Source organism: Streptomyces sp. NPDC045956, from assembly GCF_056430705.1.
The window spans coordinates 74,052-99,937 of record NZ_JBWKKZ010000014.1 but is presented as its reverse complement, the minus strand read 5'-3'; the positions used below and the strand labels follow the sequence as shown (position 1 = coordinate 99,937).

The following is a 25,886-nucleotide window of genomic DNA, read 5'->3' as shown; positions in this document are numbered from 1 at the left end:
ACACAATCAAACATAACACGCCACAACTCACCAGCCCCGCCGCTCATCACAATCAAACAAAGAACGTCACCAGAAGTGTTCAATTACTGAACGCGGAGGCGTAGGTTCCGCTCCGGACCAGTTCGCGCAACGAAGCGAGTTCGTATGCATACCCCCACACATCTAGCCGCGGAGCTTCGACTCCCCACCAACTGGCTCGACTACACGATCCTCGGGATCTACTTCGTCGTCGTGCTCGGCATCGGCTTCGCCGCCCGCCGCTCCGTCAAGACCAGCCTCGACTTCTTCCTGTCCGGCCGCTCGCTGCCCGCCTGGGTCACCGGCCTCGCCTTCGTCGCGGCCAACCTGGGCGCCACCGAGATCCTCGGCATGGCCGCCAACAGCGCCCAGTACGGCGTCTACACGACCCACTGGTACTGGATCGGCGCCATCCCGGCGATGGTCTTCCTGGGCCTGGTGATGATGCCGTTCTACTACGGCTCGAAGGTCCGCTCGGTCCCGGAGTTCCTCCTCCTGCGCTTCGACCGGGCCGCGCACCTCCTCAGTTCGGTCCTGTTCGCCGTCGCCGCCATCCTCATCGCGGGCGTCAACCTCTACGCCCTCGCGATCGTCGTCGAGGCCCTCCTGGGCTGGCCCCAGTGGGTGGCCATCGTGGTCGCCGGCTTCTTCGTCCTGGCGTACATCACGCTCGGCGGCCTCTCCTCGGCCATCTACAACGAGGTCCTCCAGTTCTTCGTGATCCTGGCCGGCCTGATCCCGATCACGATCCTGGGCCTGAAGAAGGTCGGCGGCTGGGACGGCCTGTCCGACTCCCTCACCCAGTCCCGCGGCGGCGACTTCATGACCGCGTGGGGCGGCACGGGCATCGGCAGCGACAACCCGCTGGGCGCCAACTGGCTGACCATCGTGCTGGGCCTCGGCTTCGTCCTGTCCTTCGGCTACTGGACGACGAACTTCGCCGAGGTGCAGCGCGCCCTGTCGGCGAAGAACCTCTCGGCGGCCCAGCGCACGCCGCTCATCGCCGCCTTCCCGAAGATCTTCATCGTCTTCGTCGTGATGATTCCGGGCCTGGTCGCCGCGGTCCTCGTCCCGAAGATCGGCACCCCCGGCTCCGACCTCCAGTACAACGACGCCATCCCGTACCTGATGCAGCAGCTGCTGCCCAACGGCGTCCTGGGCATCGCGGTGACCGGCCTGCTGGCCGCGTTCATGGCGGGCATGGCGGCGAACGTCTCGTCCTTCAACACGGTCTTCACCACCGACATCTGGGCGAAGTACGTCGTGAAGGGCCGCGAGGACGGCTACTACGTGCGCTTCGGCCGCCTGATCACGGTGATCGGCGTCCTGGCCTCCATCGGCACGGCGTTCCTGGCCTCGTCCTTCTCCAACATCATGAGCTACCTCCAGACGCTCTTCTCCTTCTTCAACGTGCCGATGTTCGTGGTCTTCATCATCGGCATGTTCTGGAAGCGGGCGTCCATGAAGTCCGGCTTCTGGGGCCTGATCGCCGGCACCACCGCGGCGATGGTGAACTACTTCGTCATCTACAAGCAGGGCATCATCGACATCCCCTCCGACCAGGGCGCCAACTTCGTCTCGGCGATCGCCGGCTTCGTGGCCGGCGCGGTCGTCATGGTCGCGGTCTCCCTGTTCACCGCCCCGAAGCCCACCGCCGAGCTCCAGGGCCTGGTCTACGGCACCACGTCTCCCGGCATGACCGAGCCGCCCGCCGAGGGCGACGACGCGTGGTACCGCAAGCCGGCACTGCTGGGCTGGGGGGCGGTCGTCCTGGCCGCCGCCTGCTACATCCCGTTCTCGTTCTGACCGCGGGAGGATTGAGAGAGCATGTCCGATTCCTACTCCGACAAGAACGTCCAGGACGAGGTCTCCGAGCTGGAGACCAAGTCCGTCACCGCCGCGCGGCTGTTCGACATCCGGCGCATCATCGGCGGCCTGTTCGTGGTCTACGGCGTCATCGTGACGATCGCGGGCCTCGTGGCGTCCGACGACGACATCGACAAGGCCGAGGGAGTGAACATCAACCTGTGGACGGGCCTGGGCATGCTGCTCCTCGGCCTGTTCTTCCTGGCCTGGCTGAAGCTGCGCCCGACGGCTCCCCCGCCCCCCGCTGCCGAGGAGTGACAGGGTTCTCACAGTCCCCGGGGGCGCCGGCCGCACCCCCGGGCCCCTCCCCGGCGCTACAGGGGTGCCGCTGCGCGGACGGAGAGCCGCGTACGGCGAGAAGGGGCCGGGCCGGGGGGTGTCCGCCCGCAGCGGTTGGCGCGTCAACGAGGGCCACCCCGTTCCCCGACCGATTCCGCGCCGTTCCGAGGACGGACACCCCCCGGCCCGGCCCCGACCCCAAGACCACCGCACCGCGCAACGCGCACCCCCACCGAACCCGCACAGCCCGCCGCAGGCAACGCGCACCCCCACCGAACCCGCACAGCCCGCCGCAGGCAACGCGCACCCCCACCGAACCCGCACAGCCCGCCGCAGGCACCCGCACCCCCACCGAACCCGCACAGCCCGCCGCAGGCACCCCGCACCACCGCCGGAGGCACCCGCACCACCGCCCCAGGCCCCCGCTCAACCGCCGGAGGCCCCCGCCCGCTCCAGCAACCCCGTCCGAGCCGCCAGCGCCGCCGCCTCCAGCCGCGACCCCACCCCCAGCTTCATCAGCACCCGCTGCACATGCGTCCGGGCCGTGGACGGCGCGATCCCCATCCCCGCCGCGATCAGCCGCGTGTCCTCGCCGTCGGCGACCCGCACCAGCACCTCCACCTCCCTCGGCGTCAGCATCTGGAGCAGCCGCTGTCCCTCGTCGTCGGGCTGCGCCGCGGGATTCAGCAACTCACCGAAGGCACCCTGGAGCAACGACGGCGCCACCGCCGCCTCCCCGGCCCGCGCCTTCATGATCGACCGCTCGACGCCCTCTATCCGCTCGTCGTGCCGGACGTACCCCGAGGCCCCCGCCGCGAACGCCGCCGCGATCCCGCGGGGGTTCGGCACCGGGCCCAGCACCAGCACCGCCACCTGCGGACGCTCCCGCTTGATCCGCACCACCGGATCGAAGATCCCCGGCTCGGCCGGCGTCGCCGTCCCCAGCAGGCACACCTCCGGCGCCCGGCTGATCACCAGCTCCGCCGCCCCGGCGGCCGGCGCCGCCGCGGCGAGCACCCGGTGCCCCCGCAGCTTCAGCGCCGAGGCCAGCGCCTCGGCGAGCAGTCGGTGGTCGTCGACCACCATGAGCCTCACTCCCATGGAGCAACCCCCCAGTCACCCGGCCTGCCCCGGAAGCTACACGCTGGCTCGACGTCGCGCTGCCCTACCGGTGATAACCGCCCCGGATCGCCGGCCCCCGGCGCCACGCCCCGCCGGCGCGCGCCCCCACGGGAACGGCCCCGCCCCTGAACAGGGACGGGGCCGCACGAAGCCGCAGCGGCGCGTCTCAGCCGCTGGTGCCGAACCCGATGGCGAGGTACTCCTTCTCGTCCGCGCTGGTCGGCTCGCTGGCGTACGTCTGCGCCATGTACAGGCGCCCCTGCGAGTAGAGGTACTCGGAGTACTCCGGCAGCATGCTCGCCTCCACGTCCCGGATCGTCTCCGTCGCCGGGTTCTCCAGCAGCGTGGTCTGCTTGAAGGTCCCGCCGTCGATGCTGACGATCTGGCCGCCCTTGTCGTAGGGCGGGCGCTTGTAGGCGATCACGTTGTTGCCGTCCATGCGCAGCGGGGTGATCGTGTAGTCCTCGCCGGCGTCCGCGCGCTGCCCGGTCTGCTTGCCCGTGGCGAGGTCGAAGGCGACGACCTCGTTGGTGCGGCTGTAGGACTCGCCGCTGCCCTCGTGCTCCTCGGTCGGGATGTAGAGCCGGTTGCCGCCGACCGCGAGGCCGGTGCACTGCTCGACCTTGGTGATGATGTCGCACTCGGCCCCGAACTCGTCGCCCGGCACCGAGATGCGGTTGAGCAGCTTCCCGGTCTTGTTGTCGATGGAGAACAGGTCCGAGATGCCGCTGCCGTCACCGGCGGAGTCCGCCACGTCGGCGGCGACGACCAGCGGGTTCGTCGACACGACGCCCGCGTACTCGATGCCCTTGGCCATCTTGTACTCGGAGATCACCTTGCCGGACTTCGGGTCGATGGTCTGGATGTTGAGCTGCCGGGCGTCGTACGACCCGCACCGGCGCACCGCGACCAGCTTCTCGCCGCCCGCGTACCCCATGTCCTGGCAGGTGTCGGTCGCCTTCGGGGACCAGCGGACCTCGCCGTCGGCCACGCCGAAGGCGACGCCGCCCTCGCTGCTGCCGGCCGCGACGGTGTCGCCGCTGATCGTGACGTTGTCGAAGGAGATCGGCTGGTCACCGGCGGTCTTCGTCCACACCGTCCTGCCCGCGGCCAGGTCGATGACCGCGACCTGGGTGCAGCCGTGCGAGGGCTCCGCCTTGGTCGGCATCGCGGGCTGGTGGACGATGACCGTCTTGTCGTCGTCGGTGACGTGCTTGGTGGCCGTGCACACGGGCCCGGCCAGCTTGATCGTCCACTTCTTGCTGCCCTTGGCGGGGTCGTAGCCGACGACCTCGGCGATGCCGCTCTTGGCGTACACCTGGTCGGTGAGCCACGAGCCGGAGACGACGACGCTGTTGTCGTCCTTGCTCACCGCGGGCGCGGGCACCTGGAAGAGCACCTTGGACGCGGGGTCGGACGGCACCTTCTCCTCGCTGCCGGAGGGCGCGCCCTCGCCGCCCTCGCCGCCCTTGCCGTCCGTGCCGCCCTTGCCGCCGGTGCCGCCGCTGGAGCCGGCGGTGTCGTCCTTGCCGCTGTCACCGGAGGAGCCGGCGTACCAGACACCGCCGCCGATGATCAGCGCGATCGCGACGACGGCCGCGACGATGATCGCCACCTGGGCGTTGATCTTTCCGCCGCGTCCCGCCCCGCCCGCCTGGGCCTGCGCCTGCATCGGCACGGTCGCCTGCGGATAGCCGTAGCCGGGCTGACCGGGCTGCCCGTACGGCGGCGTCGGCTGCCCGTAGGGCCCCGGCTGCTGCGGCTGCCCGTACGGGCCGGGCTGCTGGCCGGGGTAGCCGTAACCGGGCTGCGGCTGCGGCGGGGCCTGCGGGTACCCGTACCCGGGCTGCGGCTGGGGCGGGCCCACCGGCGTCTGGGGCGGGGTCTGCGGCGCCGACGGAGGAGTCTGCGGGGCGGCCGGCGGGGTCTGCGGGTAGCCGTAGCCCGGTTCCGGCGTCTTGCCGAGGTTCGGCGCGCCGCCCGACGGCGGGGTCGGCGGCTGCGGCGGCTGGTCCTGCGGGGGGCCGAAGCCTCCCCCCTGCGGGGGCTGGTGGGGCGGCGGGGGCGGCGGCTGGGTCATGGCGTGAGTACCTCGGGGAGCGGAGACGGCGGGGAGAGCCGTCCGGGCCGGCGGCGCGGGCCCGGACGGACGGGTCCTCGGGAGGGGACGGAACGGGCGGGAGGAGTCACTTGCCGAAGGCGAGCATCAACTTCTCCTTGGCGTCGTCGTTCCCGGTCAGACGGGTGCTGGAGAGGTAGAACCGCCCGTCGACCCAGTCGATGTCCTTGGAGTAGAAGCTGCTCTCGATGTCCGCGACGCCCTGCGGGTTCCTGAGCAGCTCGGTCGGCTCGTGGCTGCCGCCGCCGGTGGCGATGGACACGACCCGGCCGCCCGCGTCGTAGGACGGCTGGACGTAGGCGATGAGCCGGTCGCCCTCGACCTTGACCGGCGTCATCGTCTCGTCCGCGGGGGACTTGACGCGCCACTTCTCCTTGCCGGTGGTGAGGTTGATCGCGACGATCTCGTTGGCGCCGGTGGTCGCCTCGGTCGGCAGGTAGAGGGTGCCCGCGGCGACGGCGACGCCCGCGCAGCCCTGGAGGTCGCGTTCGAGGATGGCCCAGCCGCACTCGGGGGCGAAGTCCTCGTCGACGCCGACCTGCTGGAGGACCTTGCCGCCGGAGGTGAAGGTGGAGATGTTCCAGACCTTCTTGTCCTCGTTGGTGGCGTAGATCACGAGCGGGTCGACGGAGTAGGCGCGGGCGACCCGCCAGCCCTTCTCGTACTTGTAGGTCCACCGGACCTTGCCGGTCTTCGGGTCGAGGCCCTGGATCTCGTCGTGCGCGTTGTTGCCGCCCGCGCCGCAGGAGGCGACCTGGACGAGCTTGGTGGCGCTGCCCGCGAAGCCGGCCGGGAAGCAGGAGTCGCCGTACCGCTTCTTGTCGTACAGCTTCTTGCCGCTGGTGACGTCGTAGGCGGTGCCGGACTGGGAGCGGCCGACCATGAGGACGGTGCCGCTGAGGTTCAGCTCGACGGAGAGCGTGGAGTCGAACAGCTCGCCGTCGGCGACCTCCTCGCTCCAGCCCTTCGCACCGGTGGCGAGGTCGATCTCCTGGAGCTTGTTGCACTTGGCGCGGTCGCTGGAGCCGCTCATGTAGGCGACGACGATCTTGTCGTCGGCCGTCTTCTCCGGGGTGACCGCGCAGATCTTCTCCGGGAAGGCGACCGGGTCCCAGGAGGGCTTGCCGTCGCCGACGTCGTACGCGAAGAGCTGCTTGTACGCGGCCTTCACCGCCGTCTTGTCGGTGACCCACATGCCGGGGGCGTCGGCGCCGGAACCGGGGGCGTCGGGCGCCTCCTTGTACCAGAGCACCTTCGACTCGCCCGCCTGGCGGCCCTCGTTGAGGTTGTCGGGGTCCTCGCCGCCGTCGCCGCTGCCGTCACCGGGGTTGACCGGGGCGTCGCCGGAGCCGGAGGGCTTCGGGTCGTCGCTCTTGCCGGCGACGGGCTTCTTGTCCTTGTCGTCGCCGCCGCTCGCGGTGACCGCCCACACGCTGCCGCCGATGACGAGCAGGGCCGCGACCGCGGCGCCCACCACCAGGGCCGGCTTGCCCTTGAACGGGTTGCGCGATCCGGAACCGCCGGGCGGCGGGGTGCCGGGCGCGCCCGGGAACTGCGGCTGCGGGTACCCGTAGCCGGGCTGCGCGCCGTACGGCCCCGGCTGCTGGGGCTGTGCGTACGGGCCGGAGTGGTACGGTCCCGGCTGCCCGTACGGGCCGGGCTGCCCCGGCTGCTGCGGGTAGCCGTACCCGGGCTGCGGCGGCGGTCCGGACGGCGGGCCCTGCGGGGGCGGCGGGGGCGGGCCCTGCGGAGGTGGCGGGGTCGGCGCCCCGAAGCCTCCCGGCGGTGGATTCTGCGGTGCTCCGAAGCCGCCCTGCGGCGGCTGGTTCGGCTCCTGGCTCATCAGCGCGTTCCCCCTTATTACTCACTGATTTCTGGCCACGTCCCCGGGGTACGCGCTGGCCTCGGAGTCGTTCGACGGCAGTCATTCAGACAGTTCTCGGACGGCCTTTCTATCACCCGGGCCGGACAGCACACCGGGCCGCGTCCGCCCCTGTACCCAAGGGAGAACCGGCCCGTGATGCCTCTGTTACGCGCCTTCACGCCCTCTTCACGCCACGCGCGCCCCCGGGTGCACCCGGGCGCTGCCGCCGCTAGGCGTCCTCGGCCAGTTCCAGCCAGCGCATCTCCAGCTCCTCGCGCTGCCCGGCCAGTTCGCGCAGCTCGGCGTCGAGTTCGGCCACCTTCGCGAAGTCCGTGGCGTTCTCGGCAATTCGGGTGTGCAGCTTGGCCTCCTTCTCGGAGACCTTGTCCAGCTGCCGCTCGATCTTCTGGAGCTCCTTCTTGGCGGCGCGCACGTCGGCGGCGCTCTTCTCGGGCGCCTCCTCGGCCGGCTTCGCCGCGGGCACCGGGGCGGAGGCCGCGGCCGCCTCCTCCATCCGCCGGCGCCGCTCCAGGTACTCGTCGATGCCGCGCGGCAGCATCCTGAGCGCGCCGTCGCCGAGCAGGGCGAAGACCCGGTCGGTGGTGCGCTCGACGAAGAACCGGTCGTGGGAGATGACGATCATCGAGCCGGGCCAGCCGTCGAGCACGTCCTCCAGCTGGGTCAGGGTCTCGATGTCGAGGTCGTTGGTGGGCTCGTCGAGGAAGAGGACGTTGGGCTCGTCCATGAGGAGCCGGAGCAGCTGGAGCCGGCGGCGCTCACCGCCGGAGAGGTCGCCGACCGGCGTCCACTGCTTCTCCTTGCCGAAGCCGAAGGTCTCGCAGAGCTGTCCGGCGGTCATCTCGCGGCCCTTGCCGAGGTCGACGCGCTCGCGGACGCGCTGCACGGCCTCCAGCACCCGCCAGGTGGGGTCGAGTTCGGCGACCTCCTGGGACAGGTAGGCCAGCTTGACGGTCCTGCCGACCTTGACGCGTCCCCCTGCCGGCTGCTGCTCCCCGTCGCTGTACGCGGCGTTCGCGAGGTCCCGCAGCAGGGAGGTCTTGCCCGCGCCGTTCACCCCGACCAGGCCGATGCGGTCGCCGGGGCCGAGCTGCCAGGTGACGTGCTTGAGCAGCACCTTGGGACCGGCCTGGACCGTCACGTCCTCCAGGTCGAACACGGTCTTCCCGAGCCGGGAGGAGGCGAACTTCATCAGCTCGGTGCTGTCCCGGGGCGGCGGCACGTCGGCGATCAGCTCGTTGGCGGCCTCGACGCGGAAGCGGGGCTTGGAGGTGCGGGCGGGGGCGCCGCGCCGCAGCCAGGCCAGCTCCTTGCGGACCAGGTTCTGCCGCTTGGTCTCCTCGGTGGCGGCGATCCGCTCGCGCTCGGCACGGGCGAAGACGTAGTCGGAGTAGCCGCCCTCGTACTCGTACACGTCACCGCGCTGCACGTCCCACATGCGGGTGCAGACCTGGTCGAGGAACCAGCGGTCGTGGGTGACGCAGACGAGGGCCGAGCGGCGGGTGCGCAGGTGCTGGGCGAGCCAGGCGATGCCCTCGACGTCGAGGTGGTTGGTGGGCTCGTCGAGGACGACGAGGTCCTGTTCGTCGATGAGCAGCTTGGCCAGCGCGATCCGGCGCCGCTCGCCGCCGGAGAGCGGTCCGATGACGGTGTCCAGGCCCTGCGGGAAGCCCGGCATGTCCAGGCCGCCGAAGAGGCCCGTCAGCACGTCGCGGATCTTGGCGTTGCCCGCCCACTCGTGGTCGGCGAGGTCGCCGATGACCTCGTGGCGGACGGTCGCCGCGGGGTCGAGGGAGTCGTGCTGGGTGAGGACGCCGAGCCGCAGCCCGCCGGACTGGGTGACGCGGCCGGTGTCCGGCTCCTCCAGCTTGGCGAGCATCCGGATCAGCGTGGTCTTGCCGTCGCCGTTGCGGCCGACGACGCCGATGCGGTCCCCTTCGGAGACGCCGAGGGAGACCCCGTCGAGCAGGGCACGGGTGCCGTACACCTTGCTGACGTTCTCGACATTGACCAGGTTGACGGCCATTTCTCTCCTGCCTGGGGGACGATCGACCCTCCAGGGTAGTCCGGCCGGACCGGGACTCAGTCCCGCACGCTCGCCCCGGGGGCGGGCCCGCAGGCGGTGCGCACGTCGCGGCAGGTGCCGGAGGCCCGCAGCACCCCGGCGATGTCGGACGCGGAGCGGGCGTCGGTGGCGAGGAAGGCCGTGGTCGGCCCCGAGCCCGAGACCAGCGCGGCCAGCGCCCCCGCCGCCCGCCCGGCCGCGAGGGTGTCGGACAGCTGCGGGAAGAGGGAGAGGGCGGCGGGCTGGAGGTCGTTGGAGACGGCGACGGCGAGCGCGGCGGGGTCGCCCTTGGCGAGCGCGTCCAGCACGGCCTGGTCGGCGGCCGGCTCGGGGATCTCCAGCCCCTCGCCCAGCCGGTCGAACTCGCGGAACACGGCCGGCGTGGACAGGCCCTTGGCGGCCACCGCGAAGACCCAGTGGAAGGCGCCGCCGACCTCGAGACCGGTCAGCTTCTCGCCCCGCCCGGTGCCGAGCGCGGCCCCGCCGACCAGGCTGAACGGCACGTCGCTGCCCAGCTCGGCGCAGATCGCGAGCAGCTCGTCGCGGGAGGCGCCGGTGCCCCACAGGGCGTCGCAGGCGACCAGCGCGCCGGCGCAGTCCGCGCTGCCGCCCGCCATGCCGCCGGCGACGGGGATGTCCTTGGCGATGTGCAGGTGCACGTCGGGGCGGCGGCCGTACCGCTCGGCGAGGGCGAGCGCGGCGCGGGCCGCGAGGTTGGTGCGGTCCAGCGGGACCTGGTCGGCGTCCGGCCCCTCGCAGGTGACGCGCAGGCCCTCCGGTGAGGGGGCCGCGGTGACCTCGTCGTACAGCGAGACGGCGAGGAAGACGTTGGCCAGGTCGTGGAAACCGTCGGGGCGCACGCCGCCGACGGCGAGCTGGACGTTGACCTTGGCGGGGACGCGGACCGTCACGCTCACGTGATCGTCACTCCTTGTGTTCGGCGATACGCGCGAACTCTTCCACGGTCAGCGCCTCCCCGCGCGCCTGCGGCGACACGCCCGCGGCGACGAGCGCGGCCTCGGCGGCGGCGGCCGAGCCCGCCCACCCGGCGAGGGCGGCCCGCAGGGTCTTGCGGCGCTGGGCGAACGCGGCGTCGACGACGGCGAAGACCTCGCGCCGGGACGCGGTGGTCTTCAGCGGCTCACTGCGCCGGACGAGCGACACCAGCCCGCTGTCCACGTTGGGCGCGGGCCAGAAGACGTTGCGGCCGATGGACCCGGCCCGCTTCACCTCGGCGTACCAGTTGGCCTTCACGGAGGGCACGCCGTACACCTTGCTGCCGGGTCCGGCGGCGAGCCGGTCGGCGACCTCGGCCTGCACCATCACGAGGGTGCGCTCGATGCCGGGGAAGGTCTCCAGCATGTGCAGGAGGACGGGCACGGCCACGTTGTACGGCAGGTTGGCGACCAGCGCGGTCGGGGCGGGGCCCGGCAGCGCGGTCACGTGCATCGCGTCGGAGTGGACGAGCGCGAACCGGTCGGCGCGCTCCGGCATCCGGGCGGCGACGGTGGCGGGGAGGGCGCCGGCGAGGACGTCGTCGATCTCGACGGCGGTGACCCGGTCGGCGGCCTCCAGCAGGGCCAGGGTGAGCGAGCCGAGACCCGGTCCCACCTCGACCACCACGTCGTCGGGGCGTACCTCGGCGGTGCGGACGATCCGGCGGACCGTGTTCGCGTCGATGACGAAGTTCTGGCCGCGCTGCTTGGTGGGGCGCACGCCGAGCGCCGCCGCGAGTTCGCGGACGTCGGCGGGCCCGAGAAGGGCGTCGGGGGTGGGGCTGCTCACCCCGCAAGGGTAGCCGGGGGCGGCGGCGTGGCCGCCCGGGCGGCCGGGGAGGCGCCCGTCACCCCTCCAGTCGTGCCCCGCAGTGCGGCCAGGGGGCGGAGCCGCTGCGCGCGTACAGCTTCTTCGCCCGGTACGTCTGCTCGGCGGGCGCCGCGTCCTGGGGGCGGCCCTCGCCGCCGACGCTGTGCCAGGTGGGGGCGTCGAGCTGGTAGAGGCCCCCGTAGGTGCCCGAGGGGTCCACGGCGTCCGGCCGGCCGCCCGACTCGCACGCGGCCAGCGCCTGCCAGTGCAGGTGGTCGGCGCCGCGTACGGACTCGGGCCGGGGGCGGGTGCCGACCCGCACGATCCGCGGCCGGGGTTCGCGCACCAGCTCGGTGCGCAGCCGCCGGGGCTTCTCCCGGACGCCGTTGACGGTGCGCAGGGCGTACGTGGTCCGCCGCAGGCCGGGGGTGCCCGCCTGCTCGACGACCTCCGTGCCCCGCTGGAGCGAGGGGTCCTCGGTCCGTCGTACGGCGAAGGGGACCGGGTCCTCGCGGACCTCCTGGGAGCCGGTGATGCGCAGCACCGTGACGGTCTGCCCGTCGCGGGGGAAGCCGGTCGCGGGGACGGACGTCGTGTCCTGCCCGCGCAGCGTCACCCCGGCCTCCTCGACGGCTTCGCGCACGGTCGCGGCGTTGGTGCGGACGGTGCGGGCCCGGCCGTCCGCCAGGACCGTCACCACCCGCTCGGTCCGCACGTCCAGCGCGAGGCCCTCGCGTCCGATGCGCCGGGAGGCGGGGGTGGACAGGTACGCGCCCTCGGTGCGCACGCCGAGTCCGCGCAGCGCCCCCCGCACCGTCTCCGCGGTGGTCCACAGCTGGCGCCGGTGGCCGTCGAGGGTGAGCAGCACGGGCCGTCCGTAGCGGACGGTGACGTCCTCGCCGCTGGTCAGCGGGGTGCCCGGCGCGGGCACGATCACGTCGTGGGCGCCGACCTGGACGCCCTCCTCGGCGAGCAGTCCGGTCACGTCGTCGGCGAAGGTGTGCAGGGTGCGCGGTGTGCCGTCGACGGTCAGCTCGACCGCCTTGTCCTTGGCGACGAAGGCGGTGGTGCCGCCCGCGAGGAACGCCACGACCAGGGCCCGCGGCACCAGCCGGCGCAGGGGGCCGTCCCCGCGCGCGGCCCGTCGGGCCCGGCGGCGGCGTGCCGCCCTGCCGTCGGCCGCCACCGGCGCCGGTGCCTTCGCGGCGCCCTGCCGGGGCAGCACCGCCCCGGTCGCCCGGCGGGCGGGGCGGTAGGTCTCCCCGTATGCCAGGGTCGGCGCGCTGTGCACGTCGTACGGCGCGGGCGACTCGTGGGTCTCGGGCTGGGTTCTGCTCACGCCGACACGCTCCAGGGTCCGGATCGGGCCCCCAGAACCTAGCGGAGCGCCCGTCACTCTCCAAAGCGGCACCACTACTCAGCGTGGTGAATGTCCCGCGTGTCGTGCGCCTTTCCGCGGCACTCCCTCTCGCCCGGTAGCGCTCAGTAGCCGAAGGCGCGGGCCGTGTTCGCCGCGAGGGCCGTCGCCAGCGTGTCCTCGTCGACGCCCCGCACCGCGGCCATGGCGCGCACCGTGACCGGCACGAGGTAGGGGGCGTTCGGCCGGCCCCGGTAGGGCACCGGCGTCAGGAACGGCGCGTCGGTCTCCACCAGGATCAGCTCGGGCGGGGCGACGGCGAGGGCGTCGCGCAGGTTCTGGGCGTTCTTGAAGGTGACGTTCCCGGCGAAGGACATGTAGTAGCCGGCGCCGGCGCAGATCTCGGCCATCTCGGCGTCGCCGGAGTAGCAGTGGAAGACGGTCCGCTCGGGGGCGCCCTCCTCCTTGAGGACGCGCAGGACGTCGGCGTGGGCGTCGCGGTCGTGGATGACCAGGGCCTTGCCGTGGCGCTTGGCGATCTCGATGTGGGCGCGGAAGGACCGCTCCTGGGCGGCCCTGCCCTCCGGTCCGGTGCGGAAGTGGTCCAGTCCCGTCTCGCCGACGCCCTTGACCTGGTCCAGCGCGGCCAGCCGGTCGATCTCGGCGAGGGCCTCGTCGAGCGCGGCGTCCCCGCCGGGCGTGCGCGCCCCCTGCCGGGACCAGCCGTCAGGGTCACCGTGCACGATCCGCGGTGCCTCGTTGGGGTGCAGGGCGACGGTGGCGTGCACGGCCTCGTAGGCGGCGGCCGTCTCCGCCGCCCAGCGCGAGCCCGCGAGGTCGCAGCCGACCTGGACGACCGTGGTGACGCCGACGGAGGCGGCCTTGGCGAGGCCCTCCGCCACCGTGCCCGACTGCATGTCGAGGTGGGTGTGCGAGTCGGCGACCGGGACGCGGAGGGGTTCGGGGAGCGGCGGGGCCGCGTTCTTGTCGGCCGGGGCGTTCGAAGGCATGCCCCGATCCTACGGAAGGCGGGGCGGGGGTCAGCTCGCCCTGCGGTGGAGGTGGAGGCCGTGCAGGAGGTCGGTCAGGTGCCGGCGTCGACGCGCGGGCGCGAGCCCCGGCGCTCCGGGCCCGGGCCGCTCGGGCACCCCCGGGAGGCCGGCCGACGGCTCCGGGTGGCCGCCGGACAGGGTGTCGCGCACCGACGCGACCCGGCCCGGACGCATGATCCGTACGACGTGGCTGTCGCAGTTGGCGCAGGTCGGGCGGGTCAGCGGGGAGGGCACGACGCGGCCGTCCGCGACGTACTGCACGTACTCGTTGCCGCCCGCGTCCCGGTGGTGCCCTATCTCGAACGACTGCTCCCAGCCGTGCCCGCAGCGCATGCAGGCGAAGGAGTACGACTCGTGGACGACGGCGGTGGCACCGGCGTGCGGTCCGGACCGCGCCGCACTCTCACTCATGCTCATCCCGGCTCCCTCGGTTCACCGGCCGCTTCGTCGGCCCTGCGTCCAGTGGACTCCTCCACCGGCGGAAAAGCACCGGATCTGCCGAGTGTTTGAGCCGATTTGGGCCGCCCTTGGCGCAAGGGCCCGAAAGGTCAGGGACGAGTCAAGGGCGGCCGGATCACGCCCCCTGCCCTCCGGTGTTCTTCGCCGCCACCACCGCGTCGAAGACCTCCCGCTTGGGCACGCCCACCTGGGCGGCGACCGCGGCGATGGCCTCCTTGCGCCGCTCGCCCGCCTCCTCGCGCACCCGCACCCTGCGCACCAGCTCCTCGGGGCCGATCTCCTCGGGTCCCTGCTCCGGGGCGCCCTCGACGACGACGGTGATCTCGCCGCGCACCCCCTCGGCGGCCCAGGCGGCCAGCTCGCCGAGCCCGCCGCGCCTGACCTCCTCGTAGGTCTTGGTCAGCTCCCGGCAGACGGCGGCCCGCCGGTCGGCGCCGAAGACCTCGGCCATGGCGGCGAGGGTGTCGTCGACGCGGTGCGGGGACTCGAAGTAGACGAGGGTCCGGCGCTCCCCGGCCACCTCGCGCAGCCGGGTCAGCCGCTCGCCCGCCTTGCGCGGCAGGAAGCCCTCGAAGCAGAACCGGTCCACCGGCAGCCCGGACAGGGCGAGGGCGGTGAGCACGGCGGACGGGCCGGGCACCGCGGTGACCCGCACGTCCCGCTCGACGGCGGCGGCGACCAGCCGGTAGCCGGGGTCGGAGACGGAGGGCATCCCGGCGTCGGTCACCAGCAGCACCCGCGCGCCGCCCGCCAGCTCCTCGACCAGCTCGGGCGTCCGGGCGGACTCGTTGCCCTCGAAGTAGGACACGACGCGCCCCCGGGGCGTGACGCCGAGCGCCTGGGTGAGGCGGCGCAGCCGCCGGGTGTCCTCGGCGGCGACGACGTCCGCGCCGGCCAGTTCCTCGGCGAGCCGGGGCGGCGCGTCCCGGACGTCGCCGATGGGGGTGCCCGCCAGTACAAGGGTTCCAGTCACGCCCCCATCCTCCCAGGAGCGGACGGATGCCTTCCCGGGGGCGGACGGGGACGCGGCCCGGCCGGTCCGGGGCATGCGCGGGACGTGCACAGCGCGGTTCCCTACGATGGCGCGGTGACCAGTACCGCGTCCTCCACGGACACCCGGCAGGAGCAGGCCCCGCTCGACGAGCGGCCCACCTGGCAGCAGCGGCTGCGCCGCTTCGGCTACACGGCGGGGCCCGCGTCCGACGACGTCCGCGACCGGCTGGTGCCCCCGTACACGCGCCCCGGCGAGCGCCTGTGGGTCTTCCTCGGCCTGTCCAAGACGCGCGCCGACCGGCTCGTGCGCTGGTCGGCGTGGGGCGGGCCGCTGCTGGTGGCGCTGCTGGCGGGGGTGCTGCGGTTCTGGAACCTGGGCAGCCCGAAGGCGGTGATATTCGACGAGACGTACTACGCGAAGGACGCCTGGGCGCTGATCCACCGCGGTTTCGAGGTCAACTGGGACAAGAACGCCAACGACCTGATCCTGAACTCCGGCGGTGACGTCCCGATCCCGACGGACGCGGCGTACGTCGTGCATCCGCCGGTCGGCAAGTACGTCATCGGGCTGGGCGAGCTGCTCTTCGGCTTCGACCCGTTCGGCTGGCGGTTCATGACGGCCCTGCTCGGCACGCTGTCGGTGCTGCTGCTGTGCCGGATCGGGCGCCGGCTGTTCCGCTCGACCTTCCTCGGCTGCCTGGCCGGCGCGCTGATGGCGGTGGACGGGCTGCACTTCGTGATGAGCCGCACCGCGCTGCTGGACAGCGTGCTGATGTTCTTCGTGCTGGCCGCCTTCGGCTGCCTGCTGGCCGACCGGGACCGCTCCCGGCGGAGACTGGCCGCCTCGCTGCCCGTCGACGACGACGGACGCGTCCGCCCGGACGCGGACACCGCCGAGACCTTCCGCTTCGGGTGGCGTCCCTGGCGGCTGGCGGCCGGTCTGATGCTGGGTCTGGCCGCGGCCACCAAGTGGAACGGCCTGTACGTCATGGCGGCCTTCTGCGTGATGGCCGTGCTGTGGGACGTCGGCGCCCGCCGGGTCGCGGGCGCCCGCCGGCCTTACCGGGCGGTGCTCCGGTACGACCTGGGCTGGGCGTTCCTGTCGACGGTGCCGGTCGCGCTGGTCACGTACGTGCTGTCCTGGCTGGGCTGGATCCTCTCCCCCGCCGACGGCAGCGGCGGCTACTACCGCGACTGGGCGGCGACCGACGGCAAGGACAGCTCCTGGTCCTGGCTCTTCCCGGACTGGTGGCGCAGCCTGTGGCACTACGAGTCGCAGGTGCTGGAGTTCCACACCCACCTGACCTCGCCGCACACCTACCAGTCGAACCCGTGGAGCTGGATCGTCCTGGGCCGCCCGGTCTCCTACTTCTACGAGTCCCCGGCGGCCGGAGCGGACGGCTGCCCGGTGGACGCGGGCGAGAAGTGCGCCCGCGAGGTCCTGGCGCTCGGCACCCCGCTGCTGTGGTGGGTGGGCTGCTTCGCGCTGCTCTACGTGCTGTGGCGCTGGGTCTTCCGCCGGGACTGGCGGGCGGGCGCCATCGCCTGCGGCGTCGCGGCCGGCTATCTGCCCTGGTTCCTGTACCAGGAGCGCACGATCTTCCTCTTCTACGCCGTCGTCTTCCTGCCCTTCCTGTGCCTGGCGGTGGCGATGCTGCTGGGGGCGGTCATCGGCCGCCCCGGCTGCGGCGACGCCCGGCGGGTCGCGGGGGCGACGGGGGCGGGCGTGCTGGTGCTGCTCATCGCGTGGAACTTCATCTACTTCTGGCCCATCTACACAGGGACGGCGATCCCGATGGAGGACTGGCGGTCACGTATGTGGCTCGACACGTGGGTCTGAGGGCGCCGGATCTCGCCGGATCTCCATTCGGTCAACATCCGGAAACACCCGTACCGCCGGTCACTCCCCGCACATAGAGTGCCACCACACGCGCTTCTGAACATGTTCAAAGCGCCTGGAGGCTTTCTACGGGGACGAACGGGGAGGGACTGCCGATGGGCAGGGGGGTCAAGGTCGCCGTCATAGGCGGCGTGTTCGCGGTGATGGTGGGCGGGGCCGGATACGGCGCCTACAACATCGTGTCGGCGCTGGACGGCGACGGCAGTACGGGGGCCGCCGGGGCGACCACCAGGAAGAGCGGGCCGCCGAGCGGCGACGAGGTCGGGGAGACCGCGGAGAAGTTCTTCACGGCCTGGGAGAAGGGGGACGCGGCGACGGCCGCGTCCTACACGAACGACGCCGCGGCCGCCGGGCCGCTGCTGACGGCCTACGGCGCGGACGCGCACATCACCGACGTCGAGATCACGCCGGGCACGACGGCCGGCACCGGTGTGCCGTTCACCGTGAAGGCGAAGGTGGCCTACGAGGGCGCGAGCAAGCCGCTGACGTACCGGAGCCGGCTGACCGTGGTCCGCGGGGAGACCACCGGACGCGCGCTGGTCGACTGGCAGGCGGCCGTGGTCCACCCGCAGCTGAAGGCCGGCGACACCCTGGTCACCGGGGAGTCCGCGGCCCCGGCGATCAAGGCGGTCGACCGCGACGGCACCGTGCTGACGAAGGAGAAGTACCCCTCGCTCGGCCCGGTGCTGGATACGCTCCGCGAGAAGTACGGGGACAAGGCGGGCGGCACCCCCGGCGTCGAGCTGGCGGTCCGGCACGAGTCCCGGGAGGCGGCCGACACCCCGCTGCTGACCCTGGCCGAGGGAGAGCCGGGCAAGCTGGAGACGACGCTCAGCGCGGGCGTGCAGGCGGCGGCCGAGAAGGCCGTGAAGCGGTACGGCGAGTCCTCGGTGGTCGCCGTCCGGCCGAGCACCGGCGAGGTGCTGGCCGTGGCGAACAACCGCGCGGACGGCTTCAACGCGGCCTTCCAGGGACGCGTCGCCCCCGGCTCCACCATGAAGATCATCACGGCCGCGATGCTCATCGACAACGGCGTGACCGACATGAACGGCCCGGCGCCCTGCCCGGACACGGCGACCTGGCAGAGCCAGACCTTCAAGAACCTCACCGGTCTGCCGGCCGACGAGGGCGCCTCACTGGCCAACACCTTCATGCGGTCCTGCAACACGGGCTTCATCAAGCTCGTCGACGAGGACCCGCTGACGGACTCCTCGCTGACGGCGGAAGCCGAGGAGCGCTTCGGTCTGGGCCGCGACGACTGGCAGACCGGCATCGTCTCCTTCGACGGCCGGGTCCCCGCCTCCGGCGGCCCGGACCGCGCGGCCAACGCCATCGGCCAGGGCCAGGTCCAGATGAACCCGCTGAACATGGCCTCGGTGACGGCAACCGCCATCACCGGCGAGTTCCGCCAGCCCCACCTCGTCCCGTTCGAGCTGGACGACCGGAAGCCGGCCACCGCCAAGGGCCTGCCGCAGGGCACCGCCGCCCAGCTGAAGCAGATGATGCGGCTCACCGCCACCCAGGGCACCGGCCGGGCGGCCATGTCCGGGCTCGGCGGCGACATCGGCGCCAAGACCGGGTCGGCGGAGGTCGACGGGCAGACCACCTCCAACAGCTGGTTCACCGGCTTCCGGGACGACGTGGCCGCGGCGGCCATGACCGAGGAGGGCGGCCACGGCGGTGACGCGGCCGGCCCGATCGTGGCGGACGTGCTGCGGGCGGGGGGCTGAGGCGCACCGGGCGCGACGGGTGCCCCTACTGTGGTCGCCGTCGTTGGAAGCGTGAGGCACACAGGGCACCGCGGCACTCCGGGAGGCCGGAGCCGCGGAGGAACGGGACGCAGTGGGCAGCAGAAGGGCCGCCGGTGAGCGGCGGAACACCAGACCCGTCGTGATCGGCGGCGTGGCCGCCGTGGTCGTGGCCGGCGCCGGATTCGGCGCCTGGGCGGTGTACGGCGGCGGGTCCGGCGAGGGCAGCGCCCGGACGACGTCCGCGACGGCCGAGGAGAAGGCCGAGTCGGGTCCCCTGTCGCCCGCCGAGGTCACCGGGACGGCCCAGCGGTTCCTCACCGCCTGGCAGCGGGGCGACATCGCCGCCGCGGCCGCCGCCACCGACGACGCCGAGGCCGCGAAGGCCCTGCTCACCGGCTACGCGAAGGACGCCCGCGTCAAGGACGTCCAGCTCACCCCGGGCACTGCGGCGGCCGACAGGGTCCCGTTCGCCGTGAAGGCCGTCGTCGCCCACGAGAAGACCTCGAAGCCCCTGGCGTACGACAGCGCCCTGACCGTCGTCCGCCGGGCGGGCGACGGCGCACCGCGGGTCGCCTGGCGCGCCGCCGTCGTCCACCCGGAGCTGCGGGACGGCGACCGGCTCGTCACCGGGGAGTCCGGGGACCCGCCGGTCAAGGCACTGGACCGGGACGGCGCGGAGCTGACGGCGGCGAGGTTCCCCTCGCTCGGCACCGTCCTGGACGGCCTGCGCGAGAAGTACGGCAAGCAGGCCGGCGGCACCCCGGGCGTCGAACTGCGCGTGGTGCGCGGCAAGGAGTCCGAGGCGGCGAAGGTGTCCGACAAGACGCTGCTGGAGCTGAGCGAGGGCACGCCCGGCACCGTGCGGACGACCCTGGACCCGGCCCTCCAGGACGCCGCCGAGAAGCAGGTGTCCGGCAAGGCGCGCGCGTCGGTGGTGCTGCTGCGCGCCTCCACCGGTGAGATCCTCGCGGTCGCCAACGGCGGCCACGGCTTCAACACCGCCTTCCAGGGCTCGCTCGCCCCCGGCTCCACGATGAAGGTCGTCACCGCCTCGATGCTGATCGAGAAGAACCTGGCGTCGATGGACAAGAAGCACCCGTGCCCGAAGTACTTCAGCTACGGCGGCTGGAAGTTCCAGAACGACGACAAGTTCGAGATCAAGGACGGCACCTTCAAGGCGAGCTTCGCCCGCTCCTGCAACACCGCCTTCATCAGCCAGGCCCCCGAGCTGGAGAACGACGACCTGACCCGGCAGGCGAAGGAGGTCTTCGGCCTGTCCATGAACAACTGGTCCGTGGGCGTGCCCACCTTCGACGGCGCGGTGCCGGTGCAGGACGCCGCCCCGATGGCCGCCTCCCTCATCGGGCAGGGCGGCGTGCGGATGAACCCGCTGAACATGGCGTCCGTCGCGGCGACCGTGCGGTCCGGGGCCTTCCACCAGCCGTACCTGGTCGCCCCGTCGGTGGACGGGCGCAAGCTCGCCACGGCCTCCCGCACCATGTCGGCGGGCACGCTGGCCCAGCTGCGGGAGCTGATGTCCTACACGGCGGCGTACGGCACCGCGGCCGAGGCGATGACCGGGGTCGGCGGTGGCGCCGGGGCGAAGACCGGCTCCGCCGAGGTCGACGGGCAGAAGAAGCCCAACGGCTGGTTCACGGCGTACAAGGGCGATCTGGCCGCGGCGGGAGTGGTCCAGCAGGGCGGCCACGGCGGCGACACCGCGGGCCCGATCGTCGCGGCGCTGCTGAAGAACGCCGGCTGACCGGCACCTGCGCGCGGGCGTCCGGCCGGTGGCTCAGTGGGCCACCGGCTGCGCCACCGCCGTGTAGGTGCGGCGCAGGAAGCGCATGAGGGCCTTGGTCTCGAACTGGACCACCGAGCAGCCCTGCGGGGAGTGGAACTCGACCACGGCCTGCACCCGCCCGCACGGCCAGACCCGTACCTCACCGGTCCCGGCGGGCGCGCGCAGGCCCTGCTCCAGCAGCGACCGGTCGAAGGTCCACTCGCGGAAGCCGCGGCCGCCGCCCCGCGCCGGGAGGGCGACGCACACCGACCGGGGATCGCGGTCGGGGTCGTAGCGCAGGACGACGGGTATCGCTCCGCCGTCGTCCGCGTCCGGGGCGTCCGCGTCCGTCAGGATGTGGGCTCGTGCGTACTGCTCGACTACGGACATCGGATCGCCCCTTGCGCTGCGTCACCTCGGCGAAAGCTGTGCGTCCACCCCCTGTCCAATGTCCCACATTTCCCGTCTCACGCCTTTCGAGCCGAATACCACATGTGAGATCAGCCTTTACCTCGCTCTTGCAAACGAGTCGCAACTGGTCTCTATCATCGACTCGTGCATGTACCTGACGGATTCATCGACGCCCCGACCTCCGCCGTCACCGGCGTCGTCGCCGCGGGCGCCATCGCGGTCAGCCTTCGGGGCGCCCGGCGCGAGCTGGACGAGAGGACGGCTCCGCTGGCGGGGCTGGTCGCGGCGTTCATCTTCGCGGTGCAGATGCTGAACTTCCCGGTCGCCGCCGGCACCAGCGGGCATCTGCTCGGCGGAGCCCTCGCCGCGATCCTCGTCGGCCCGTACACGGGGGTGCTGTGCGTCTCCGTGGTCCTGCTCCTGCAGGGCATCCTCTTCGCCGACGGCGGCCTGACCGCGCTCGGCGTCAACATCACCGACATGGCGATCGTCACCACCGTGGTCGCCTACGCCCTCTTCCGGGGCCTGGTGAAGGTCCTGCCCCGCACCCGCCGCTCGGTGACCGTCGCCTCCTTCGTCGCCGCCCTCGTCTCCGTCCCGGCCGCCGCCCTCGCCTTCACCTTCCTGTACTGGATCGGCGGCACCACCGACATCGCCATCGGCAAGGTCGCCACCGCCATGGTCGGCGTGCACGTGCTGATCGGCATCGGCGAGGCCGCGATCACCGCGCTGACCGTCGGCGCGGTCATCGCCGTGCGCCCGGACCTGGTGTACGGGGCGCGCGGTCTGACGCAGCGGCTCAAGCTGCGCGTGCACGGCGAACTCGTCGACGCCCCGGCGGCCGAGCCGGCCCCCGCCCCCGCCCGCTCGCACCGCACCCTGTGGATCACCGGCCTGGTCACCTCGCTGGTCCTGGCCGGCTTCGTCAGCTTCTACGCCTCCGCCGACCCGGACGGGCTGGAGAAGGTCGCCGCCGACAAGGGCATCGACGAGAAGGCCGAGGAACACGCGTACTCCGACTCCCCGCTCGCCGACTACGGCGTCGAGGACATCGCGAACGCCCGCGTCTCCGGCGGCCTCGCGGGCGTCATCGGGGTCGGTGTCACGGTCGTCGCGGGCAGCGCGGTCTTCTGGTCGGTGCGCAGGCGCCGCGGCGACGACGCCTCCCCGACGAGCACGCACACGGACACGGACACGGACACGGACACGACGGTCTGACATGGGCGCGGGCCACACACACCGGCTCTACCGGCACGGACACTCCCCCGTGCACGGCCTGCCGCCGCACACCAAGCTCGCCGCGGTCTTCGCGTTCGTGATCGTCGTGGTGTCGACGCCGCGCGAGGCGATGTGGGCCTTCGCCGTGTACGCGCTGCTGCTCGCGACGGTGGCCTACGCGGCGCGCGTCCCGGCCGGTTTCCTGCTGAGGCGGCTGCTGATCGAGGTGCCGTTCGTCGCGTTCGCGGTCCTGATGCCGTTCGTGGCGGAGGGCGAGCGGACCGAGGTGCTCGGCATGTCGTTGAGCGTGAACGGCCTCTGGGGCGCCTGGAACGTCCTGGCCAAGGGCACCCTGGGCGTCGCCGCCTCGGTGCTCCTCGCCTCCACCACCGAGCTGCGCGAGCTGCTGCTGGGCCTCCAGCGGCTGAGGCTGCCGCCGCTGCTGGTGCAGATCGCGTCCTTCATGATCCGCTACGGGGACGTCATCGCGGACGAGATGCGGCGGATGCGGATCGCCCGGGAGTCACGCGGCTTCGAGGCGAGGGGCGTACGGCACTGGGGAGTGCTCGCCAAGTCGGCCGGCGCGCTCTTCATCCGCTCCTACGAGCGCGGCGAGCGCGTGCACCTGGCCATGGTCAGCCGCGGCTACACCGGTTCGATGCCGGTGATCGACGAGGTGACCGCGGACCGGGCGCAGTGGTCGTACGCGCTGGCCCTGCCCGTCGCCGCTCTCGTGGTCTGTCTGCTGGGATGGACCCTGTGAACGCAGCCACCGACACCGTGCCCGCCTCCCTGGAGGTCTCCGGCCTCGCCTTCGCCTACCCCGACGGGCACCAGGCCCTCTTCGGCGTGGACTTCTCCGTCGCCCGCGGTGAGCGGGTCGCGCTGCTCGGTCCGAACGGCGCGGGCAAGACCACCCTGGTCCTCCACCTCAACGGCATCCTGAGCGGCGGCACCGGCACGGTCACGGTCGCCGGGCTGCCCGTGGACCGGCGGAACATGGCGGAGGTCCGGCGCCGGGTCGGCATCGTCTTCCAGGACCCGGACGACCAGCTCTTCATGCCGACCGTGCGCGAGGACGTGGCGTTCGGACCGGCGGCGGCCGGGCTGAAGGGGGCGGAGCTGGAGGCCCGCGTGGACCGGGCGCTCGGCCTGGTCGGCATGGCGGAGTTCAAGGACCGGCCCCCGCACCACCTCTCCTTCGGCCAGCGGCGCCGGGTGGCGGTGGCGACCGTGCTCGCGATGGAGCCGGAGATCCTGGTCCTGGACGAGCCCTCCTCCAACCTCGACCCGGCCTCGCGCCGCGAACTCGCCGACATCCTGCGCTCCCTGGACGTCACGGTCCTGATGGTCACCCACGACCTGCCCTACGCCCTGGAGCTGTGCCCCCGGGCCCTGATCCTCAGCGACGGCGTGATCGCGGCGGACGGCCCGACGGCGGACCTGCTCTCCGACGACGCGCTGATGCGCGCCCACCGCCTGGAGCTGCCCTTCGGCTTCGACCCGCGGTCGGTGTCCACGCGCGGGTGAGGAATCCCGGGCGCCCGGCGAGGGTTGCACCCACTGTCGCAGGCGATCGGAAGGGACACCGGCAAGTGGACGCGGAAGCGGGCGTGGGCGTGCACGGCACGGTGGCCGGGGGTTTCGAACCGGTCCGGGACGCGTTCGCGCGGAACTTCGCGACGCTCGGGGAACGGGGCGCGGCGGTCGCCGTGTACCGGGGCGGGCGCAAGGTCGTGGACCTGTGGGGCGGCACCAAGCACGTCGAGGGCGCGGGCGACGCCGGCGACCCGGAGCCGTGGCGCCGGGGCACCGCCCAGCTCGTGCGCTCGGCGACGAAGGGCGTCGCCGCCGCCGTACCGCTGCTGCTGCACCGGCGCGGGGAGCTGGACCTGGACGCGCCGGTGGGCGCGTACTGGCCGGAGTTCAAGGCGCACGGCAAGGAGCGGGTGCTGGTCCGGCACGTGCTGAACCACCGGGCGGGGCTGCCGGTCCTGGACCGCCCGCTCACCCCCGAGGAGGCCCTCGACCCGCTGCGGGGCCCCCGGGCCGTCGCCGCCCAGGCACCCGCGTGGGAGCCCGGCACCGACCACGGCTACCACGCGCTGACGTACGGCTGGCTGCTCGACGAACTGGTCCGCAGGGTGACGGGCGGACGCGGCGCCGGTGAGTGGATCGCGGACGAGATCGCCGGGCCGCTGGGACTGGACCTGTGGGTGGGGCTGCCGGCCGCGGAGGAGGCGGCGGGCCGCGCCGGACGGGTCGGGCGCCTGGAGGAGCCCGAGTCCTCGGGGGGCGGGCCGCGTCTGCGCCCCAAGCGCGCCGTCACCGAGGCCTACGGGGACCCGGACTCCCTCACCCGCCGCGCCTTCGCCGCGATCACGCCGTTCCCCGACCAGAACGACCCCGTCTACCGGGCCGCCGCCCTCCCCGCGGCCAACGGCATCGCGACGGCGGAGGGGCTGGCCCGCTTCTACGCGGCGCTGATCGGCGAGGTCGACGGCGTGACCCGGAACGTGCGGCTGTTCGACGCGGCGACCATGGAGGCGGCCCGCCGCGAGGAGTCGGCCGGACCGGACCGGGTCCTCGTCGTCCCCACCCGTTTCGGCCTCGGCTACATGCTGCACGGCAGCGCGTCGCCGTTCCTGTCGCCCGGGTCCTTCGGCCACCCCGGCCGCGGCGGCGCCCTCGGCTTCGCCGACCCGGAGTCGGGCATCGCCTTCGGCTACGTCACCAACGGCTTCCGCAAGACGGTGACGGCCGACCCGCGGGCCCAGGCACTGGTGCGGGCGGTACGGGCGTCGATCGAGGCGGGCTGACCCGGCGGGCGCCGCCGGTTCAGACGTGGATCGGGTGGGACGTCCGCCCCGAGGCCGAGTCGATCTCCTCGTGCGCCTTGGTGAGCAGGTGCATCGCCAGCTCGTTCAACGCGCGGGCTCCCGCCACCTCCTCCCCGACCCTCGGCTGCTGGGCGTCGACGCGGTGCCGGCTGGCGTGGCCGTGCGCGCGGACCTCGCTGCCGTCGGGGAGCCGCACCATCGCGACCGCCCGCGTGTGCTGGTCGTCCTCCATGAACTCCATCTCGACGTGCCATCCCACTGCGGTGTGCATCATGACGGGTCACCTCCGGAGTACCTGCTTCCAGGGTGCTCCTCACGGCCGCCCGGCGCACCACGCCACCGCCCGCGCCGCGTTCCGGCCCGCGTGCGTCACCGCGGCGAGCAGCACGGCGCCGACGGCCGGCGGCGTCACCCGGTGCGCTCGCGGACGTCCACGAGGGTGGCACCGGCGGTGGCGACGAGCTCCTCGGGCTCCATCGGGAAGACGGCGTACGGGGTGCCGGCGGCGGCCCAGACGACGTCGTGCGCGAGCAGGGACCGGTCGGCGAGCACCCGGGTCCGTTCGCGGTGGCCGAAGGGCGGCACGCCTCCGATCGCGTACCCGGTCGTCTCCCGCACGACGTCGGCCCCGGCCCGGGTGACCTTGGCGGCGCCGAGTTCCTCGCGGACCCGCTCCAGGTCGACGCGGGAGGCGCCGTCCATGAGGACCAGGACGGGCACGCCGTCGGCGGCGAAGACGAGCGACTTGCAGATCTGGCTCAGCTCGCACCCGATCGCGGCGGCGGCCTCGGCGGCGGTGCGGGTGGCGTCGGGGAAGCGCCGCGCCCGCGCCGCCAGGTCACCCAGGCCCAGCTCCCGCAGGGCCTCGGCGAAACGGGGGTGGGCGGCGGGCGCGTCGGGGGTGCCGTCGGTGGTGGTCATGCGGGGCACGCTAGCGGGGTGTGCGCTCCCCGTGCGAGCGGGTC

The 25,886-nt window shown here is 73.1% G+C and carries 22 protein-coding genes; 9 read left to right on the top strand and 13 right to left on the bottom strand.

Annotation, left to right across the window (positions count from 1 at the left end):
* Positions 1 to 144: 144 nt before the first annotated feature.
* Together AC07FV_RS30745 and AC07FV_RS30740 are read left to right on the top strand one after the other, a co-directional pair.
* Complete coding sequence (locus AC07FV_RS30745) at positions 145 to 1,824, top strand: sodium:solute symporter family protein (RefSeq protein ID WP_479090776.1); 1,680 nt, start codon at positions 145 to 147, stop codon at positions 1,822 to 1,824.
* 21 nt (positions 1,825 to 1,845) lie between these two features.
* A complete protein-coding gene (locus AC07FV_RS30740) occupies positions 1,846 to 2,142 on the top strand; it encodes a hypothetical protein (RefSeq protein WP_479090774.1) in 297 nt (98 codons plus the stop codon).
* 447 nt (positions 2,143 to 2,589) lie between these two features.
* Here AC07FV_RS30740 and AC07FV_RS30735 read toward each other — a convergent pair whose 3' ends face one another.
* From AC07FV_RS30735 to rsmI, 10 genes are all read right to left on the bottom strand, one after another.
* On the bottom strand, positions 2,590 to 3,264 hold the full coding sequence (locus tag AC07FV_RS30735; protein WP_356608926.1) for a helix-turn-helix transcriptional regulator: 675 nt from the start codon (positions 3,262 to 3,264) through the stop codon (positions 2,590 to 2,592).
* Between the two features lie 187 nt (positions 3,265 to 3,451).
* Positions 3,452 to 5,365, bottom strand: a complete 1,914-nt coding sequence (locus AC07FV_RS30730; RefSeq protein WP_479090772.1) for an outer membrane protein assembly factor BamB family protein — start codon at positions 5,363 to 5,365, stop codon at positions 3,452 to 3,454.
* 106 nt (positions 5,366 to 5,471) lie between these two features.
* Entirely contained in the window at positions 5,472 to 7,247 is a 1,776-nt protein-coding gene (locus AC07FV_RS30725; RefSeq protein WP_479090770.1) for an outer membrane protein assembly factor BamB family protein, read from the bottom strand.
* A 250-nt stretch (positions 7,248 to 7,497) separates the two neighbouring features.
* Positions 7,498 to 9,312 (bottom strand): ABC-F family ATP-binding cassette domain-containing protein, encoded by a 1,815-nt coding sequence (locus AC07FV_RS30720; protein ID WP_479090768.1) that lies wholly within the window; start codon positions 9,310 to 9,312, stop codon positions 7,498 to 7,500.
* 56 nt (positions 9,313 to 9,368) lie between these two features.
* Positions 9,369 to 10,268, bottom strand: coding sequence for a 4-(cytidine 5'-diphospho)-2-C-methyl-D-erythritol kinase (locus AC07FV_RS30715; protein ID WP_479090766.1), 900 nt, complete (start codon positions 10,266 to 10,268; stop codon positions 9,369 to 9,371).
* Positions 10,269 to 10,275: 7 nt separating this feature from the next.
* Entirely contained in the window at positions 10,276 to 11,136 is an 861-nt protein-coding gene (gene rsmA / locus AC07FV_RS30710; RefSeq protein WP_479090765.1) for a 16S rRNA (adenine(1518)-N(6)/adenine(1519)-N(6))-dimethyltransferase RsmA, read from the bottom strand.
* 58 nt (positions 11,137 to 11,194) lie between these two features.
* Positions 11,195 to 12,496, bottom strand: coding sequence for a ubiquitin-like domain-containing protein (locus tag AC07FV_RS30705; RefSeq protein ID WP_479090763.1), 1,302 nt, complete (start codon positions 12,494 to 12,496; stop codon positions 11,195 to 11,197).
* A gap of 143 nt (positions 12,497 to 12,639) precedes the next feature.
* The gene (locus AC07FV_RS30700) at positions 12,640 to 13,524 is read right to left on the bottom strand and encodes a TatD family hydrolase (protein WP_479090761.1); all 885 of its coding nucleotides are present in this window, start codon (positions 13,522 to 13,524) and stop codon (positions 12,640 to 12,642) included.
* Between the two features lie 30 nt (positions 13,525 to 13,554).
* Positions 13,555 to 13,983, bottom strand: a complete 429-nt coding sequence (locus AC07FV_RS30695) for a hypothetical protein (RefSeq protein ID WP_479090759.1) — start codon at positions 13,981 to 13,983, stop codon at positions 13,555 to 13,557.
* Positions 13,984 to 14,140: 157 nt separating this feature from the next.
* Positions 14,141 to 14,998 carry a 16S rRNA (cytidine(1402)-2'-O)-methyltransferase gene (rsmI, locus tag AC07FV_RS30690; protein WP_383648967.1) on the bottom strand — a complete coding sequence of 286 codons (858 nt, stop codon included), beginning with the start codon at positions 14,996 to 14,998 and terminating at the stop codon, positions 14,141 to 14,143.
* Between the two features lie 114 nt (positions 14,999 to 15,112).
* Here rsmI and AC07FV_RS30685 point away from each other — a divergent pair, with 114 nt between their 5' ends.
* The 3 genes from AC07FV_RS30685 (at position 15,113) to AC07FV_RS30675 (ending at position 20,431) form a co-directional block, all read left to right on the top strand.
* Entirely contained in the window at positions 15,113 to 16,858 is a 1,746-nt protein-coding gene (locus tag AC07FV_RS30685; protein ID WP_479090758.1) for a dolichyl-phosphate-mannose--protein mannosyltransferase, read from the top strand.
* 155 nt (positions 16,859 to 17,013) lie between these two features.
* Positions 17,014 to 18,648, top strand: coding sequence for a penicillin-binding transpeptidase domain-containing protein (locus tag AC07FV_RS30680; protein WP_479090756.1), 1,635 nt, complete (start codon positions 17,014 to 17,016; stop codon positions 18,646 to 18,648).
* Between the two features lie 112 nt (positions 18,649 to 18,760).
* On the top strand, positions 18,761 to 20,431 hold the full coding sequence (locus AC07FV_RS30675; protein WP_479090755.1) for a penicillin-binding transpeptidase domain-containing protein: 1,671 nt from the start codon (positions 18,761 to 18,763) through the stop codon (positions 20,429 to 20,431).
* Positions 20,432 to 20,464: 33 nt separating this feature from the next.
* Here the strand turns inward: AC07FV_RS30675 and AC07FV_RS30670 are convergent, their stop codons facing one another.
* Positions 20,465 to 20,842 carry an SsgA family sporulation/cell division regulator gene (locus tag AC07FV_RS30670; protein ID WP_479090753.1) on the bottom strand — a complete coding sequence of 126 codons (378 nt, stop codon included), beginning with the start codon at positions 20,840 to 20,842 and terminating at the stop codon, positions 20,465 to 20,467.
* Between the two features lie 165 nt (positions 20,843 to 21,007).
* On the opposite strand from AC07FV_RS30670, the gene AC07FV_RS30665 reads away from it, so the two are divergent.
* From AC07FV_RS30665 to AC07FV_RS30650, 4 genes are all read left to right on the top strand, one after another.
* Positions 21,008 to 22,081: an energy-coupling factor ABC transporter permease gene (locus AC07FV_RS30665; RefSeq protein WP_479090751.1), complete on the top strand. Its 1,074-nt coding sequence runs from the start codon at positions 21,008 to 21,010 to the stop codon at positions 22,079 to 22,081.
* A gap of 1 nt (position 22,082) precedes the next feature.
* Positions 22,083 to 22,844 carry a cobalt ECF transporter T component CbiQ gene (gene cbiQ / locus AC07FV_RS30660; RefSeq protein WP_479090749.1) on the top strand — a complete coding sequence of 254 codons (762 nt, stop codon included), beginning with the start codon at positions 22,083 to 22,085 and terminating at the stop codon, positions 22,842 to 22,844.
* Positions 22,832 to 23,611 carry an energy-coupling factor ABC transporter ATP-binding protein gene (locus AC07FV_RS30655; protein ID WP_356608958.1) on the top strand — a complete coding sequence of 260 codons (780 nt, stop codon included), beginning with the start codon at positions 22,832 to 22,834 and terminating at the stop codon, positions 23,609 to 23,611. Before cbiQ ends, AC07FV_RS30655 begins: the two co-directional genes overlap by 13 nt.
* 83 nt (positions 23,612 to 23,694) lie before the next feature.
* Positions 23,695 to 24,900, top strand: a complete 1,206-nt coding sequence (locus AC07FV_RS30650; protein ID WP_479090911.1) for a serine hydrolase domain-containing protein — start codon at positions 23,695 to 23,697, stop codon at positions 24,898 to 24,900.
* 19 nt (positions 24,901 to 24,919) lie between these two features.
* Here AC07FV_RS30650 and AC07FV_RS30645 read toward each other — a convergent pair whose 3' ends face one another.
* Together AC07FV_RS30645 and AC07FV_RS30640 are read right to left on the bottom strand one after the other, a co-directional pair.
* Positions 24,920 to 25,195, bottom strand: a complete 276-nt coding sequence (locus tag AC07FV_RS30645; protein WP_383648978.1) for a DUF1876 domain-containing protein — start codon at positions 25,193 to 25,195, stop codon at positions 24,920 to 24,922.
* A 134-nt stretch (positions 25,196 to 25,329) separates the two neighbouring features.
* Positions 25,330 to 25,842, bottom strand: coding sequence for a YbaK/EbsC family protein (locus AC07FV_RS30640; protein WP_479090747.1), 513 nt, complete (start codon positions 25,840 to 25,842; stop codon positions 25,330 to 25,332).
* Positions 25,843 to 25,886 lie beyond the last annotated feature (44 nt).